Annotated in this window: 16 protein-coding genes and 2 tRNA genes; all 18 read right to left on the reverse strand. The window is 65.4% G+C overall.

All coding sequences use genetic code 11. The annotated features are described in order from the left end of the window. Positions 1–2 precede the first annotated feature (2 nt). The 18 genes from rimP to secG all read right to left on the reverse strand — a co-directional run bounded on the left by rimP (position 3) and on the right by secG (position 16,693). Positions 3–617 carry a ribosome maturation factor RimP gene (rimP, locus tag INQ40_RS08030; RefSeq protein ID WP_194340021.1) on the reverse strand — a complete coding sequence of 205 codons (615 nt, stop codon included), beginning with the start codon at positions 615–617 and terminating at the stop codon, positions 3–5. Positions 618–836: 219 nt separating this feature from the next. After that, a tRNA-Met gene (locus INQ40_RS08035) sits at positions 837–913 on the reverse strand. A gap of 235 nt (positions 914–1,148) precedes the next feature. Beyond that, complete coding sequence (gene nuoN / locus INQ40_RS08040) at positions 1,149–2,591, reverse strand: NADH-quinone oxidoreductase subunit NuoN (protein ID WP_194340022.1); 1,443 nt, start codon at positions 2,589–2,591, stop codon at positions 1,149–1,151. Positions 2,592–2,655: 64 nt separating this feature from the next. Next, on the reverse strand, positions 2,656–4,182 hold the full coding sequence (locus INQ40_RS08045) for an NADH-quinone oxidoreductase subunit M (RefSeq protein WP_193983583.1): 1,527 nt from the start codon (positions 4,180–4,182) through the stop codon (positions 2,656–2,658). A 13-nt stretch (positions 4,183–4,195) separates the two neighbouring features. Beyond that, positions 4,196–6,250, reverse strand: a complete 2,055-nt coding sequence (gene nuoL, locus INQ40_RS08050) for an NADH-quinone oxidoreductase subunit L (protein ID WP_194340023.1) — start codon at positions 6,248–6,250, stop codon at positions 4,196–4,198. Positions 6,251–6,263: 13 nt separating this feature from the next. Continuing rightward, a complete protein-coding gene (gene nuoK / locus INQ40_RS08055; protein WP_193987294.1) occupies positions 6,264–6,581 on the reverse strand; it encodes an NADH-quinone oxidoreductase subunit NuoK in 318 nt (105 codons plus the stop codon). 5 nt (positions 6,582–6,586) lie between these two features. Continuing rightward, positions 6,587–7,243 (reverse strand): NADH-quinone oxidoreductase subunit J, encoded by a 657-nt coding sequence (locus INQ40_RS08060; protein WP_194340024.1) that lies wholly within the window; start codon positions 7,241–7,243, stop codon positions 6,587–6,589. 9 nt (positions 7,244–7,252) lie between these two features. Further along, positions 7,253–7,741, reverse strand: a complete 489-nt coding sequence (gene nuoI, locus INQ40_RS08065) for an NADH-quinone oxidoreductase subunit NuoI (RefSeq protein ID WP_193983589.1) — start codon at positions 7,739–7,741, stop codon at positions 7,253–7,255. 9 nt (positions 7,742–7,750) lie between these two features. After that, positions 7,751–8,812, reverse strand: a complete 1,062-nt coding sequence (nuoH, locus tag INQ40_RS08070; protein WP_193987295.1) for an NADH-quinone oxidoreductase subunit NuoH — start codon at positions 8,810–8,812, stop codon at positions 7,751–7,753. Then, the gene (nuoG, locus tag INQ40_RS08075; protein WP_194340025.1) at positions 8,812–11,064 is read right to left on the reverse strand and encodes an NADH-quinone oxidoreductase subunit NuoG; all 2,253 of its coding nucleotides are present in this window, start codon (positions 11,062–11,064) and stop codon (positions 8,812–8,814) included. Before nuoG ends, nuoH begins: the two co-directional genes overlap by 1 nt. Beyond that, positions 11,061–12,419 (reverse strand): NADH-quinone oxidoreductase subunit NuoF, encoded by a 1,359-nt coding sequence (gene nuoF, locus INQ40_RS08080; RefSeq protein WP_194340026.1) that lies wholly within the window; start codon positions 12,417–12,419, stop codon positions 11,061–11,063. The genes nuoG and nuoF overlap by 4 nt, the downstream gene beginning before the upstream one ends. 8 nt (positions 12,420–12,427) lie before the next feature. Beyond that, complete coding sequence (nuoE, locus tag INQ40_RS08085) at positions 12,428–12,955, reverse strand: NADH-quinone oxidoreductase subunit NuoE (RefSeq protein WP_193983595.1); 528 nt, start codon at positions 12,953–12,955, stop codon at positions 12,428–12,430. Between the two features lie 27 nt (positions 12,956–12,982). Beyond that, positions 12,983–14,287 carry an NADH-quinone oxidoreductase subunit D gene (locus INQ40_RS08090; RefSeq protein ID WP_194342486.1) on the reverse strand — a complete coding sequence of 435 codons (1,305 nt, stop codon included), beginning with the start codon at positions 14,285–14,287 and terminating at the stop codon, positions 12,983–12,985. 17 nt (positions 14,288–14,304) lie between these two features. Continuing rightward, entirely contained in the window at positions 14,305–15,033 is a 729-nt protein-coding gene (locus INQ40_RS08095; RefSeq protein WP_194340027.1) for an NADH-quinone oxidoreductase subunit C, read from the reverse strand. Then, positions 15,026–15,604 (reverse strand): NADH-quinone oxidoreductase subunit B, encoded by a 579-nt coding sequence (locus INQ40_RS08100; RefSeq protein WP_193983599.1) that lies wholly within the window; start codon positions 15,602–15,604, stop codon positions 15,026–15,028. The genes INQ40_RS08095 and INQ40_RS08100 overlap by 8 nt, the downstream gene beginning before the upstream one ends. Continuing rightward, a complete protein-coding gene (locus tag INQ40_RS08105; RefSeq protein ID WP_193983602.1) occupies positions 15,595–15,951 on the reverse strand; it encodes an NADH-quinone oxidoreductase subunit A in 357 nt (118 codons plus the stop codon). The genes INQ40_RS08100 and INQ40_RS08105 overlap by 10 nt, the downstream gene beginning before the upstream one ends. Positions 15,952–16,053: 102 nt before the next feature. Then, positions 16,054–16,138 (reverse strand) — tRNA-Leu (locus INQ40_RS08110). 126 nt (positions 16,139–16,264) lie between these two features. After that, positions 16,265–16,693, reverse strand: a complete 429-nt coding sequence (gene secG / locus INQ40_RS08115; protein ID WP_194340028.1) for a preprotein translocase subunit SecG — start codon at positions 16,691–16,693, stop codon at positions 16,265–16,267. Positions 16,694–16,718: the final 25 nt, after the last annotated feature.

A 16,718-nucleotide genomic window follows, 5' to 3' on the forward strand; every position in this document is an offset into this window, starting at 1 on the left:
CGTCACTCCGCCGCGGGCGGTTCGTCCGCCGTCGGCTTGTTGGTTGATTTTCCGGTTGGATTCTTTCGAGCACCCGGCTTGGCACCGGGCTTGCTTGGCGCCAGACCCAGCGCGGCCCAGTCGGGGACCAGGCGCGCCTTGTCGATATTGTCCGCCTCCACCCGCAGGTCGGCACCGTCCACGAGGAACGATACGCCTTCCCCGTCGACCCGCGTAATGACGCCGGTCAGCCGCCGCCGGCCATCCATCGGCAGGCGCAGGGTGACCTTGGCGGTCTCGCCGATGAAGCGGGCGAACTGCGCCTGCGTGAACAGCGGTCGATCGAGCCCGGGGGAGGACACCTCGAGGGTGTAATTGCCGGAGATCGGGTCTTCCACGTCGAGCTGGGCGGATACCTCGCGGCTCACCGCCTCGCAGTCCTCGATCGACACCGACCGCGGCAGTTCGTCACCGTTGCCGGTCTCCGCGGGCGCAGCCTCGTCGGCCGGCACGTCGATGTACAACCGCACGACCGCACCGCCTGGCGAAGGGAGGTACTCGATGCCAAGCAACTCGACTCCCAGCGAAGCCACGGTGGGGGCGAGAAGGCGGCTGATTTCGGCGGCTTTGTCCGTCACGCGTGGCTGACTCCTGCGGTGGCGAGTGGCTCGTGGGTATCTGCAAACCATTCCAGCAAAAACAACAAAGGACCCGATGGGCCCCTTGTCCAAACACCTGGATGTCGGCGCGACACGCGAGCAGAGCGTGTCACCAAGCCCAGGCTTCGATCATCACGGACGAGACTCATGGAGGCTGGTCCGCGGAACGCCGTTGCTCTGGCGATCCTGATCTGAAGCTGGTAGCGGGGGCAGGATTTGAACCTGCGACCTTCGGGTTATGAGCCCGACGAGCTGCCAGACTGCTCCACCCCGCATCAGGCCGCCCATTGTATCGGCGGACTTGAAACTTCGCAAGAGCCCGGCAAGACCTCTGGGGGATTTCCTGCCCGACGGACGATGTCCGCCGGTGTTGCCCGAAGCCCGTTTTACCGGCCTTCGCACCCTCTCGGGCCGAGCATCATAACCGCTCGCCGTCCAAATGGGAACAACAATCGGTTTGCGTCGCCACGCGGAGCATCGAACGTCGCGCGCGACGTCCGGCGCGCCGACTCAGATGCCGAAGGAACGCTGGCACCACTCCATCACGGGGCTCCAGGCCAGGCCCAGGGCAAGCAGGATCATTGCGTTCACGCCGAACACGATCCGCAGCGGCCGGTTGCTGGACGGCGGATGCACCGCGCCCACCGGCTCATCGAAGTACATCACCTTGACCACGCGCAGGTAGTAGAACGCGCCGATCACCGCGAAAACGATACCGACGATCGCCAGCCAGAGCATGTCGCCCTGCACCGCGGCCTGCAGCACCGCAAGCTTGGCCCAGAAGCCGATGAAGGGAGGCACGCCGGCGAGCGAGAACATCACCAGCAGGATCATCAAGGCCATCCACGGATTGCGCGAATTCAGGCCGCGGTAGTCGATGATCTCGTCGGCCTCGAAGCCGCGGCGCGACATCACCACGATGGCGCCGAAGGCGGCCGCCGCCATGAGCGCGTAGCTGATCGCGTAGAACATCGCCGCCGCGTAACCGCCGGGCGTGGCGGCGGCGAAACCGATCAGCAGGAAGCCGACGTGGGAAATGGTCGAGTACGCCAGCATCCGCTTCAGGTTGACCTGCATGAGCGCGCCGAGGTTGCCGATCGCCAGCGACAGCACCACCAGCACGCCCAGCATCAGCCGCCAATGGTCATCCAGCGGCCCCATCCCCTGCTCCAGCAGGCGGTAGGTCAGGCCGAACGCCGCCAGCTTGGGCGCCGAACCGATGAACAGCGTGATCGGGGTGGGCGCGCCGTGGTACACGTCGGGCAGCCACATGTGGAAAGGCGCGGCGCCGAACTTGAAGGCGATGCCGGCGACCACGAACACCAGACCCGTGGCCAGCAGCGTCGGTGATTCGGTGACCTGCGCAGCCAGTGCGACCGCCTGGATGTCCAGGGCGCCGGTCGCGCCGTAGATCAGCGACAGGCCGTAGAGCAGCAGGCCGGATGCGAGCGAGCCCAGCACGAAGTACTTGATGCCGGCCTCGGACGCCATGGAATTGTCGCGATCGATGGCCACAAGCGCGTACGAGCACAGCGCGAGCATCTCCAGGCCGATGTAGATCATCACCAGGTTGCCGGCCGATACCAGCAGCATCATGCCCAGGGTCGCGAACAGCATCAGCACGGACATCTCGCCCTTGTAGATGCCCCGCTCGCGCATGAACGGCCACAGGTAGACCATCGACAACGCCGACGCCAGCGCGATGCCGATCTTCAGCACGTCGGCCAGCGTGTCGCGCACGAACATGCCGTCGAAGACGACCCCGTGTCCTCCAGCGCCCGCGGCGATCATCGCCGCCACGCCCAGCAACAGGACCATCGACAGCACATGGGTGACGGCGCGGCGGGTCTCGTCCAGGAACAGGTCGAGCATCAGCAGCGCGAAGGCGCCGCCGACCAGGACCAGCTCTGGCAACAGCGGCAGCAATTCGGCGGCGGAACGTACGTGGATCATTGGCTATCTCTGATTGGTCAGGCGCAGGTCGCGCGATTGGCCGACTGGACGGGTTGCAACCTGCTTAGAACTTGGATGCGGCGATCTGCATCGCCAGATTGGCGATGGTGGGTTCCATCATGTCGGTCAGCGGCTTGGGCCATACGCCCAGCGCCAGGGTAAAGACGGCAAACACGCCCAGCACGAACATCTCGCGGCCGTTGAGGTCCTTCATCGCCGCGACCTTGTCATTGGCGACCGGACCCCAGAGCACGCGCTTGACCAGCCACAGGCTGTAACCTGCGCTGATGATCAGGGTCAGCGCCGCCACCAAGGCGATCAGCGGATGCTTCTGGAAGCTGGCGACGATGACCATGAACTCGCCCACGAAGCCGGACGTGCCCGGCAGACCGGAGTTGGCCATCGCGAACAACACGTAGAACACGGCGAACGCCGGCATCAGGTTCGCCACGCCGCCGTAATCGCTGATCCGGCGCGTGTGCAGGCGGTCATAGAGCACGCCGATGCTGGTGAACAGCGCCGCGGAAATGAAGCCGTGGCTGACCATCTGCACCATCGCACCCTGCAGGCCGAGACGTGCCGCATCGACGTTGCCGAAGTCGCGCACCAGGCTGAAGGCGATGAAGGTGCCCAGGGTCACAAAACCCATATGCGCGACCGAGGAGTAGGCAATCAGCCGCTTCATGTCCGACTGCGCCAGCGCCACCAGACCCACGTAGACCACCGCGATCAGGCTCAGCGCGATCAGCAGCCACGCCCATTCGGCGCCGGCGTCAGGCACGATCGGCAGCGCGAAACGCAGGAACCCGTAGCCACCGATCTTCAGCATGATCGCGGCCAGGATCACCGAGCCGGCGGTCGGCGCCTCGACGTGGGCGTCCGGCAACCAGGTGTGCACCGGGAACATCGGGATCTTGATCGCGAAGCCCAGCAGGAAGCCGAAGAATATCCACGTCTGCTCGGTGGCCGACAGCGACAGCTGCACCATGTCGGCGATCTGCCAGCTGCCGCCCTTCATGTACAGGTAGATCAGCGCCACCAGCATGAACACCGACCCGAGGAAGGTGTAGATGAAGAACTTCAGCGCGGCGTAGACCCGACGCGGACCGCCCCAGACGCCGATGATGATGAACATCGGGATCAGCATGCACTCGAAGAACACATAGAACAGCATCGAGTCGAGCGCACAGAAGATGCCGATCATCAGCCCTTCCAGGATCAGGAAGGACGCGTAGTACTGGCTGACGCGCTTGTCCACGCCCCACGCGCCGATCAGCACCAGCACCGAGGTCAGCGCGGTCAGGCCGATCAGCGGCACCGAGAATCCGTCCACGCCAAAGTGATAGCGGATGTCGAAGGCCGGGATCCACGGCTTGTTCTCGACGAACTGCATCGCCGCGGTGCTGTAGTCGAATCCGGTGAACAGCAGCAGGCTGAGCACGAAGGTAACGGCGGCCACGCCGGTGGCAAACCAGCGGGCGGGAACCGCGCGCTCGTTGCCGAGGGCGAGGGTGATCAGGCCGCCGATGATCGGCAGCCAAACAAGCAGGCTCAGCAAAGGAAGCGCGCTCTGGAAGGGCTCGGGGGTCACGTCGCGGTCCTTGTCAGATCAGGTTACGGATGAGCGCGGCCAGCATCACGATCAGGCCGACAATCATCACAAAGGCGTAGTGGTACAGGTAGCCGGACTGGATCCGGCGGCTCAGGTTGGCAACCAGCTCGACCACCCGGACGCTGCCGTTGACGAACAGGCCGTCGATCAACTTGCTGTCCACCGCGCTGGATGCCTGGCCGACCTTGAGGCTGCCACCGGCCAGGCCCTTGATCCACAGGGTGTCGAAACCGTACTTCTCCTCGAGGATGCGAACCGGCACGGACAGTGTCGCGCGCGCCTTGGCGGGCAAGTCCGGCTTCCAGACGTACATCACCGTGGCCAGTGCGAACCCGCCCAGGGCGAGCCAGAACGTCGGTGCGGTCAGGCCATGCAGTGCGAACTGGACCGGGCCATGCCAGACCTCGGCCGCGAGCGCGGCAACCACGTCACGCGCGGCGCTGACATCGATGGAGCCGAGGAAGAACGGCGCCTGTTCGATATTGCCGCTCCAGTTGGTGCCAAACAGCATCGGGCCGGCGGTGAAGAAGCCGATCAGCACCGAGGGGATCGCCAGCAGGACCAGCGGCACGGTCACCGACAGCGGCGACTCGTGTGGCTCGTGGACGTCGTGGTGCGCGTGCGGGAGGGCGTCAGCGTGGCCGGCGGCCGACGCGTCGCGGAAGCGCTCCTTGCCATGGAAGGTCAGGTACAGCAGGCGGAAGCTGTAGAACGCGGTCACGAACGCGCCCAGCAGCACCGCCCAGTACGCGTACTGGTGGACCCAGCTGCCACCGGCGCTGGCGTGGTGCGCCGCCTCGATGATGGTGTCCTTGGAATAGAAACCGCTGAGGAACGGCGTGCCGACCAGGGCCAGGGTGCCGATCAGCATCGTCCAGTAGGTGACCGGCATGTACCTGCGCAGGCCGCCCATGCGGCGCATGTCCTGCTCGTGGTGCATGCCGATGATCACCGAGCCGGCGCCCAGGAACAGCAGCGCCTTGAAGAAGGCGTGGGTCATCAGGTGGAAGACGCCCGCGCTGTACGCCGATACGCCCAGCGCGACGGTCATGTAGCCCAGCTGGGACAGCGTGGAATACGCGATCACCCGCTTGATGTCGTTCTGCACGATGCCGATCAGGCCGGTAAAGAACGCAGTGGTCGCACCGATGAAGAGGATGAACTGCAGCGCGGTATCCGACAGCTCGAACAGCGGCGACATCCGCGCCACCATGAAGATGCCGGCGGTGACCATGGTCGCGGCATGGATCAACGCGGAGATCGGCGTCGGGCCTTCCATGGAATCGGGCAACCACACGTGAAGCGGCACCTGCGCGGACTTGCCCATCGCGCCGATGAAAAGGCAGATGCCGATCACCGTCGCGATCGACCACTCGTGCCCGTCGATCACCGACATCGTCTGGCCGACCAGGCTGGTCGAATTGGCGAACACGGTCGCGTAGTCCAGCGAGCCAAAGTGCCACGCCACCGCGGCGATGCCCAGGATGAAGCCGAAATCCCCGACGCGGTTGACCATGAACGCCTTGAAGTTGGCGAACACCGCGGTCGGACGCTTGAACCAGAACCCGATCAGCAGGTACGAGACGAGACCCACCGCTTCCCAGCCAAAGAACAGCTGCAGGAAGTTGTTGCTCATCACCAGCGCCAGCATGGAGAAGGTGAACAGGCTGATGTAGCTGAAGAAGCGCTGGTAGCCGTCGTCGCCGGCCATGTAACCGATGCTGTAGATGTGCACCAGCAGCGAGACGAAGGTCACCACCACCATCATCATCGCGGTGAGCTTGTCCACCATGAAGCCGATGTGGGCCTCGAAGCCGCCGACCTTGAACCAGGTGTAGAGGTTCTCGTTGAACGGTGCAGCACCCTGCCCCACCAGCTGCCACAGCACCCAGCCCGACAGCGCGCAGCTGATCGCCACGCCCAGGATGGTGACGCGGTGCGCCCCGGCGCGGCCGATCCGGCGACCGAAGAAGCCCGCGATGATCGTGCCCACCAGTGGCGCGAGGACGATGGCCAGCAGCGCCGACTTGGAAACGACGAATTCCATACCCGACATCGGATCAGCCCTTCATCAAATCGATTTCGGCGACGTTGATCGTGCGCCTGTTACGGAACAGCGTGACGAGGATCGCCAGGCCAATGGCGGCTTCAGCCGCAGCCACGGTCAGGATGAAGAACACGAACACCTGGCCGGAAGGGTCGCCGAACTGACGCGAGAAACCCACGAAATTGATATTGACCGCGAGCAGCATCAGCTCGATCGACATGATCAGCACGATGACGTTCTTGCGGTTGAGGAAGATGCCCGCAACGGAGATGCAGAACAGCACCGCACCCAATGCGAGGTAGTGGCCCAGGGCCAGGCTGGAAGCGACCATTTCCATTACGCGCCCTCCTCCGGATTGACGTCGGGTGCCACAGGGTCATGCAGCTTGGCGGGCGTGGACGAACCCATCTGCACGACGCGCAGGCGGTCGGCGACGCGCACCTTGACCTGGTGGCTGGGGTTCTGCTTCTTGCCGCCCTCGCGGATCGGCCGCAGGGTGAGGGTCACCGCCGCGATCACCGCCACGGTAAGGATCACCGCCGCGGTTTCAAATGGCAGCAGGAACCGCGTGAACAGCTCGGTCGCGACCCACTCGGTATTGCCCACGCCGGCGGCCAGGGCGGGGTCGGCCGGGAACGGATGGGCCATCTTGGCGCGCGCGCCGATCAGCATCAGCATCTCGACCAGCATCACCACCGCCACCACCAGACCGACCGGCAGGTAGCGCACGTAGCCCTCGCGCATGCCGACGATATCGATGTCCAGCATCATGACCACGAACAGGAACAGCACCATCACCGCGCCGACGTAGATGACGACTAGGGCCACGCCAAGGAACTCCGCGCCCCCCACGATCCACACACAGGCGACCGAGAAGAAGGTGAGCACCAGCGACAGCGCCGAGTGCACCGGGTTGCGCACGCTGATGACGGCGACCGCCGCCGCGACGGCGGCGATGGAAAAAGTGATGAACGCGATGAAGACGAAATCCATGGGGTGCACTCAGCGGTAGGGCGCGTCGGAGGCGCGACGTTCGGCAATCTCGGCCTCGAGCCGGTCGCCAATTGCCAGCAGCTGCGGCTTGGTGACGATGTTCTGTCCGCGCTGGTCGAAGTGGTACTCGTGGATGTGGGTCTCGACGATCGAGTCCACCGGGCACGACTCCTCGCAGAAGCCGCAATAGATGCACTTGAACAGGTCGATGTCGTAGCGCGTGGTGCGGCGGGTGCCGTCCTCGCGGCGCTCCGAGTCGATCGTGATCGCCAGCGCCGGGCACACCGCCTCGCACAGCTTGCACGCGATGCAGCGCTCTTCGCCGTTGGGGTAGCGGCGCAGCGCGTGGATACCGCGAAAGCGCACCGACTGCGGCGTCTTCTCCATCGGATACATCAGCGTGTACTTGGGCTTGAACGCGTATTTCAGCGTCAGGCCCATGCCACGCACCAGCTCGATGAGCAGCAGGCTTTTGAAAAAGGAAACGATGCGATTCATGCCTCTACCCTATTGCCCCGGCTCGAACACGCCGAAATACGCCATGACCGCCACCACCGCGATCCAGGCGATCGCCAGCGGAACGAAGACCTTCCAGCCCAACCGCATGATCTGGTCATAGCGGTAGCGCGGGAAAGAGGCGCGGAACCAGATGAAGCAACTGGCGAAGAAGAACACCTTGGCCATCAGCCACCACCAGCCGTCCACCGACAGCAGTGGGATGCCCAGGCCCTGCAACGGGCTGAGCCAGCCGCCAAGGAAGAAGATCGAGACCAAGAAGCTGATCAGGATCATGTTGGCGTATTCGGCCAGGAAGAACAGCGCGAACCCGGCGCCGGAGTACTCGACCAGGTGGCCACCGGTGATCTCCGACTCGCCCTCGACCATGTCGAAGGGCAGGCGGTTGGTCTCGGCGACACCGGACACGAAATAGATCACGAACAGCGGCAGCAGCGGCAGCCAGAACCACTCGAACAGACCGGCGTTGCCGGACTGCGCCATCACGATCTCGGTCAGGTTCAGGCTGCCGGCAGCGAGCATCACGCCCACCAGGGAGAAGCCCATCGCGATCTCGTAGGCGACCATCTGCGCTGCACCGCGCATCGCGCCCAGCAGGGCGTACTTGGAGTTGGTCGCCCAACCGGCCAGGATCACGCCGTACACGCCCAGCGAGGTCATCGCCAGGATGTAGAGCAGACCGGCGTTAGCGTTGGACAGCACCACCTTGGCATCGAAGGGGATGACCGCCCAGGTCGCCAGCGCCGGCACCAGTGCCAGCATCGGCGCGAGCCGGTACAGGAACGGCGATGCGGCGGACGGCTGCAGCATCTCCTTGAACAGCAGCTTGAAGACGTCGGCAAAGGTCTGCAGGAAGCCGCCGAAACCGACATATTTCGGCCCAACGCGCACGTGCATCCAGCCGATCAGCTTGCGCTCCCAGAGCACGTAGAACGCGACCGCGAGGATCAGCGGCACGCAGATCGCCACGATCATCAGCACCAGCCACGCAATCGTCCCCACCGCGCCGAACGAGACCAGCCAGCCGTGGAACGGGTCGATAACGCTGTTCATCATGCCGACGCCCTCCCGACCGTGACCCGGCCCGAACCCAGCGGCGCGGTCGCGCCGTGGCCGTTCTCGATCCACGCCGTGCCGCGCGCCACCATGTCGGTGACCAGCACGGGCAGCGATGCGTTACCCGCTGCGCTACCGAAGCTGCCCGTCGCGCCATTCTGGAGGCCGAGCTCGCGAGCATCCTCCGGGTGCAGGCGCACATGCGGGCCGACATTCAGTGGATGGGCCTGCAGCGCGGCGGCGCGACGCACGACCGCGTCGCAGCGGTAGATGGCCGTTCCCACTGCCAGCTCCAGCCCGTCGCTACCCGGCGCAGGCGACTTTCCGGCGACCGGCGTGACCTCACGCTTGACCATGCTGGCACGCAAACCGGCCAGATCAATGAAGTCGAAGTCCGCCAGCCCCAGATCGCCTGCCAGTGCCCGCAGCACCCGCCAGCCCGGCTGCGCCTGGCCCGGCAGTTTGCCGCCGGCCACGGCAACCTGCTCGCGCCCTTCCAGATTGGTCAGGGTGGCGTCGATCTCCGGCAGCAAGCCGATCGGCAGGATGACGTCCGCCACCGCCAGCGTGGATTCGCAGGCGAAATGGCTGAACGCCACGACCTGCGCACCGGAGAGCGCCTTCATCGCGGTTGCGGTGTCGGCAAAATCGAGGCCGGGCTCGACGCCGTACAGGACGTACGCGGCGCGCGCCTCGGCGAGCATGCCCATCGCGTCGCGCGAGGTGGGGAGCACGCCATGATCGGACAGGCCGACCGCATTGGCCCCCTGCGGGATGCGGCACACGCTCGCGCCGGTTGCGGCAGCGAAGTCGCCGACCGCGGCGCGGATGGCGGCGGCATGCGGACCGTTCTCGGCCAGCGCGCCCACAAACACAAGCGCGCTCTTCGTGCCGTTGAGGGCCTCGCGCAAGCCGGCGTCCGCCAGGGCGGCAGCCATTTGCGACGGTGCGACGATGTGCTTGCTGGTCAGGTCAAAGGTCTGCTCGAAATCGACCGGATTGACGACATGGACCTTCGCACCGTTCTGCCACGCCTTGCGCACGCGCGCATTCACCAGCGGCAGCTCGTGGCGCAGGTTGCAACCAACGATCACGATCGCGTCCGCTTGCCCGATGTCGGCAACGCGGGCGGCGAAGACCTGCGCCACGGCCGCATCCGACAGGTCGGACTGGCTGAGGCGGTGGTCGAGGTTGCCGGTGCCCAGCGCATCCGCCAGGCGCGCGAGCAACGCGCCCTCTTCATTCGAGGTGGCGGGATGGACCAGCACGCCGAGGTTGTCACCGGCATTGTCGCGAAGCACGCGGATGGCCTCGGCAAGTGCCTCCTCCCAGGTCGCCTCGCGCCACTGGCCGCCTTCCTTCAGCATCGGCGCAATCGCCCGATCGGCGGCGTACAGGCCCTGGTGCGAGTAGCGGTCGCGATCCGACAGCCAGCATTCGTTGACCATCTCGTTGTCGCGCGGCACGGTGCGCATGACCTCGCCCCGGCGCACGTGCAGGAACAGGTTGCTGCCCAGCGCGTCGTGGTAGCCCAGCGACTCGCGGGCAACCATCTCCCACGCGCGGGCACGGAACTGGAACGGCTTGTTGGTCAGCGCGCCCACCGGGCAGACATCGATCACGTTGCCTGACAGCTCGGTAGTCAGCGGTTTGCCGTCGTAGGTGCCGATCTGCAGGTCCTCGCCGCGGTACATGCCGCCCAGCTCATAGGTGCCGGCAATCTCCGCGGTAAAGCGGACGCAGCGGGTGCAGTGGATGCAGCGGGTCATCTCGGTGGCGACCAGCGGCCCGATGTCCTCGTCGGCCACCACCCGCTTGCGCTCGTTGAAGCGGCTGACCGAGCGCCCGTAACCCAGCGACAGGTCCTGCAACTCGCACTCGCCGCCCTGGTCGCAGACCGGGCAGTCGAGCGGATGGTTGATCAGCAGGAATTCCATCACGTTGCGCTGCGACTTGAGCGCCTTTTCGCTGCGCGTGTGGACCTTCATGTTGTCCATGACCGGCGTGGCGCAGGCCGGTGCGGGCTTGCCCATCTTGTCGACATCGACCAGGCACATCCGGCAGTTGGCCGCGATCGACAGCTTGTCGTGGTAGCAGAAACGCGGGATCGGAATACCGATCTTGTCGGCGGCCTGGATGATCATCGAGCCCTTGGGCGCAAAGGTGGCCACGCCGTCGATTTCGATCGACACGTGGCCTTCGGGCACGACGGGCGCGTCTTCGGTCGGCTTGTCCGGAGTCGTGCTCATGCCGCTGCCCCCACTACCCGGCCGTCGCGCAGGTCATCGACCAGGAAGCGCTTGTTCACGATCGCGTACTCGAATTCGTTCCAGTAATGGCGCAGGAATCCCTGCACCGGCCACGCGGCAGCCTCGCCGAAGGCACAGATGGTGTGTCCTTCGATCTGCCCGGCCGACTCGCGCAGCACATGCAGGTCCTCGACCGTGGCGCGCATGTCGACCACTCGGCTGATCATGCGGTACATCCAGCCGGTGCCCTCGCGGCACGGGGTGCACTGGCCGCAGCTTTCCTGGTAGTAGAACCGGGAGATGCGCTGGCAGGCGCGGACCATGCAGGTGGTCTCGTCCATCACGATCACCGCGCCGGAGCCCAGGCCGGAGCCGGCCTTCTGCAGCGCGTCGTAATCCATGGTCAGGCCCATCATGGTCTCGCCCGGCAACACCGGCATCGAGGAACCGCCGGGGATCACGCCCTTGATCCTGTTGCCGTTGCGCACGCCACCGGCGATTTCAAGCAGCTCGGCGAACGGCGTGCCCAGGCGGACTTCGTAATTGCCCGGCTTGTTGACGTGGCCGGACACCGAGAACGCCTTCGCGCCGCCGTTGTTGGGCTTGCCCAGGTTGAGGAACCACTCCGCGCCGTTGCGGATGATCGCCGGCACCGAGGCATAGGTCTCGGTGTTGTTGATCGTGGTCGGCTTGCCGAACAGGCCGAAGTTGGCCGGGAACGGCGGCTTGTAGCGCGGCTGGCCCTTCTTGCCTTCCAGCGACTCCATCAGCGCGGTTTCCTCACCGCAGATATAGGCGCCCGCGCCCAGCGCGTTGTAGATGTCGACGTCGATGCCTGAGCCGAGCACGTTCCTGCCGACCAGGCCGTTGGCGTAGGCGTCCTTGAGCGCCTGCTCGATGCGCTCGAAAGGCTCGTGGTGGAACTCGCCGCGCATGTAGTTGTAGGCCACCGTGGAGCCCGTCGCGTAGCAGGCGATCAGGATGCCCTCGAGCACCGCGTGCGGGTTGTAGCGCAGGATGTCGCGGTCCTTGCAGGTGCCCGGCTCGGACTCGTCGGAGTTGCACAGGATGTACTTCTGCACCCCGTCGTCCTTGGGCATGAAGCTCCACTTCAGGCCGGTCGGGAAGCCCGCACCGCCGCGGCCGCGCAGGCCCGACTGCTTGACCATCTCGATGATGTCCGCGCGCGGGATCTTCTCGGCGAGGATCCTGCGCCAGGCCTCATAGCCGCCGATCTCGACATAGTTGTCGTAGGACCAGGGCGTGTCGAAGTGCAACGTGGTGTAGACCACGTTGTGCTCCTGCGGAGCCGGACCCACCGGGCCGGCGCTCTTGGAATAATCGTGGTGGGACATGTTCTGCCTCACTCCAGACCAGCGAAGATCGCGTCGACGGCAGCGGCGTCGAGCTTCTCGTGGTAATGACCGTTGACCAGCATCACCGGGGCACCGCAGCAGGCGGCGACGCACTCCTCCTCGCGCTTGAGGAACACCCGTCCATCGGGGCTGGACTCGCCCAGCTTGCAGCCCAGCGTCTTCTCCGCATGGGCGACCAGCTCTTCGGCGCCGTTGAGCCAGCAGCTGATGTTGGTGCAGAAGGCGACGTTGTTGCGGCCGACCGGCTCGAGCACGAACATCGAGTAGAACGTCGCCACCTCGTAGGCCAGCACCGGCGGCAGGCCCAGGTAGCGGGCGACCGCGGCGATCAGTTCGTCGCTCAGCCAGCCGCCGTTCTGCTCCTGGGTCGCAAACAGCCCCTGGATCACCGCCGAGCGCTTGCGGTCGGCCGGGAACTTGGCCACCCAGTGGTCAATGAACGCGCGCGTCGCATCGGACAGCACGACCATCGGGTCGACGTTGCGGCACGCCTCGAAATTTCCAGTCGCTTTCATTCGTTCAGATCCTCAGCGATCGCCTTCTCAGCGATCCACCTCGCCAAACACGAGGTCATAGGTACCGATCATCGCCACCGCGTCGGCCAGCATGTGCCCGCGGATCACGGCGTCCATCGAGGACAGGTGGGCAAAGCCCGGCGCGCGCAGCTTGACCCGGAACGGCTTGTTCGCGCCGTCGGACACCAGGTAGCAACCGAACTCGCCCTTGGGCGCCTCGACCGCGCAGTAGGTCTCGCCGGCCGGCACGCAGTAGCTTTCGGTGAAGAACTTGAAGTGATGGATCAACGCTTCCATCGACTCCTTCATCTCCTCGCGCGCCGGTGGCCGGACCTTGTAGTTGTCGACCATCACCGGGCCGGGATTGACCCGCAGCCAGGCCACGCACTGCTTGATGATCCGGGTCGACTGGCGCATCTCGGCGATGCGGACCAGGTAGCGGTCATAGCAGTCGCCCTCGGTGCCCAGCGGGATATCGAAATCCATCTCCGCATACTTGGCGTAGGGCTGCTTCTTGCGCAGGTCCCATTCGATGCCCGAACCGCGCAGCATCACGCCGGACATGCCCCAGGCCTTGGCCAGTTCCGGGCTGACCACGCCGATGCCGACGGTGCGCTGCTTCCAGATCCGGTTGTCGGTGAGCAGGGTCTCGTACTCGTCGACGCGGTGCGGGAAGTCGTCGCAGAAGGAGTCCAGGTAGTCCAGCATCGAGCCTTCGCGCCAGGCGTTGAAGCGCTTGAGCTTGCCGCCCTTGCGCCACGGCGACTCCTTGTAACGCGGCATGACGTCGGGCAGGTCGCGGTAGACGCCGCCGGGACGGTAGTAGGTCGCGTGCATGCGCGCGCCCGACACCGCCTCGTAGACGTCCATCAACTCTTCGCGCTCGCGGAACGCGTACAGCATCACCGCCATCGCGCCCAGATCGAGGGCGTTGGAGCCCAGCCACATCAGGTGGTTCAGCAGCCGGGTGATCTCGTCGAACATGGTGCGGATGTACTGCGCACGCTCCGGCACCTCCAGCCCCATCAGGTTCTCGATGGCGCGCACGTAGGCGTGCTCGTTGCACATCATCGAGACGTAATCGAGGCGGTCCATGTAACCGATGGACTGGTTGAACGGCTTGGATTCGGCGAGCTTCTCGGTGCCGCGGTGCAACAGGCCGACATGCGGGTCGACGCGCTGCACGACCTCGCCGTCCATCTCCATGATCAGGCGCAGCACGCCATGGGCGGCCGGATGCTGCGGGCCGAAGTTCATGGTGTAGTTGCGGATTTCCGCCGAACCGGTGACGCCGCCGTGCGGATTGTCGGTGGTCTCGTTGATCAGCGGCATGGTGGTGGCAGGCGTGCTCATGGCTTCAACCCCAGACGCGTGGCCGTTTCATCGGCGGCGGTCAGGTAACGCGAGTCATCGCGGATCACGCGCGGGACCAGCACCCGCGGCTCGATGGAGACCGGCTCGTAGATCACGCGCTTGCGCTCGGCGTCGTATCGCACTTCGACGTTGCCGATCAACGGGAAATCCTTGCGGAACGGGTGGCCGATGAAACCATAGTCGGTGAGGATGCGGCGCAGGTCCGGGTGGCCCTCGAACACGATGCCGAACAGGTCGAACGCCTCGCGCTCGAACCAGTTGGCGCCGGCCCACACGGAGGTGAGCGAGTCCACGATCGGCATCTCGTCATCGGCGGCGAAGGTGCGTACGCGCAGGCGCTGGTTGTGCTGGAAGGACAACAGGTGGGCCACCGCGGCGAAGCGGCGCCTGGGCGCATCGGCGACTCCACTGGGCAGCTGGCCCCAGGCGAAGCGGCCCGGACCGGCGCCTTCCACGCCACGCGAGAAGCCCTCCGAGGACGGCTCGGTGTTCCATTCGTCGCTGCCCCAGGTCAGGTAGTCGACGCCGCTGACGTCGGTCAACTGCTCGTAGCCGAACTCGTCGCGCAGGGCGCGTGCGGTGGCGAGCCACTGCGCGGGCTCGACCTCGATGCCGACCTCGCCGCGCGGCTCGGCGACGGTGATCGTGCAGTCGGTGAAGCGCGCGCGCAGGCGATCGGCGTACGCGGTGATCGACTCACTCATCGCGGACACCGGTCTTGTTGTCGCCAAAGTTGGTGCCGCGGCGGATCTTCTTCTGCAGCTGCAGGATGCCGTACACCAGCGCCTCGGCCGTGGGCGGACAGCCGGGCACGTAGATGTCGACCGGCACGATGCGATCGCAGCCGCGCACCACGGAATACGAGTAGTGGTAATAGCCGCCGCCATTGGCGCAGCTGCCCATCGAGATGACCCACTTGGGCTCGGGCATCTGGTCGTAGATCTTGCGCAGCGCGGGCGCCATCTTGTTGACCAGCGTTCCGGCCACGATCATCACGTCGGACTGGCGCGGCGAGGGGCGGAATATGACCCCGTAGCGGTCAAGGTCGAGCCGTGCCGCGCCGGCGTGCATCATTTCCACCGCGCAACAGGCCAGGCCGAACGAGACCGGCCACATCGAACCGGTGCGCGCCCAGTTCCACAGCGCGTCCAGGCTGGTGGTCACAAAGCCCTGCTGCAGCAGCGGGTTGTCATCGCCGGGAAGCAGGATGTCATCCAGGCGCCCTTCCGGCACCGGGTTGTGCATCAGGCCCGAGATGGTCTCACTCACTCCCATTCCAGCGCTCCCTTCTTCCACACGTAGATGAAGCCGAGCAGCAGCATGCTCACGAAAATTCCCATCTCGACCAGCCCGACCACGCCCAGGTCGCGGAATACCGTTGCCCAGGGCACGAGGAAGATGATTTCCAGATCAAAGATGATGAACTGGATGGCCACGAGGTAATAGCGCACGTCGAACTGCATGCGCGCGTCTTCGAAAGCCTCGAAGCCGCATTCGTACGGGGACAATTTTGCCAGGCTCGGGCGCTTGGGCCCCAGCAGGTGTCCCACCACCAGAAGGGCGACGCCAATGCCGCTGGCGACGATAAGAAACAACAAGGTCGGCAGATATTCGCCCAGCACTTCTGTTCTCTCGGCTACACCACGCTCTCGCGTGGCCTTGGCTCGGCGGCACCATCGCTGCCGTGGGCAGCGGCCGATGCCGTTGTCGGTAAAACTGTGGAGTGGTGCCCAAGGGGGGACTCGAACCCCCACGACCTAAGCCGCTACCACCTCAAGGTAGTGCGTCTACCAATTCCGCCACCTGGGCACATTCTCCAGCGCTACGCCTCCTGCTCCGGACCCAACCGCGTGCGGTGGACCCGGCTTCCGGTCATGACGACCGGACACCCGCGCATCCCTGCAGGATGTGACTGACTATCTTATCGCGACCGACCTAGTTTTTGACCGGATCGGACGGTGCCGAATCCGTCGCCTCGGGCGCTGCCGGGGCCGCCGGGACCTCGGGCGCCACCGCCGGAGCGGTTGGCTGCGCCGGAGCCGCTTCGGGGACGGCCGGCGCGCTGGACGCCGGATCGACCGGCACCTGCGACATCACACCCAGACCCTGACCGGCAGTCGTCGGACCAACGGCCAGATGGGTCGCCTGCCAGGCCATGAACATGGCGATCACGAAGAAGGAGATCGCAAGCCACTTGGTGGCCTTTGACAGAAAACTCGAAGCGCCGCGCGCGCCGAACACCGTCGCGGAGGCGCCGCCGCCAAAGCCCGCGCCGGCTTGCGCGCCGGAACCGCGCTGCATCAGGATCAGCACGATCATGGACGCGGCGATCAGCACATAGATGACGTTGAGGAACAACAGCATCGGAAGACTCTTTGGTCAGTTGCCC

Origin of the sequence: Lysobacter sp. H21R4, assembly GCF_015277535.1 — a bacterium.
GTDB lineage: Bacteria > Pseudomonadota > Gammaproteobacteria > Xanthomonadales > Xanthomonadaceae > Novilysobacter > Novilysobacter ciconiae.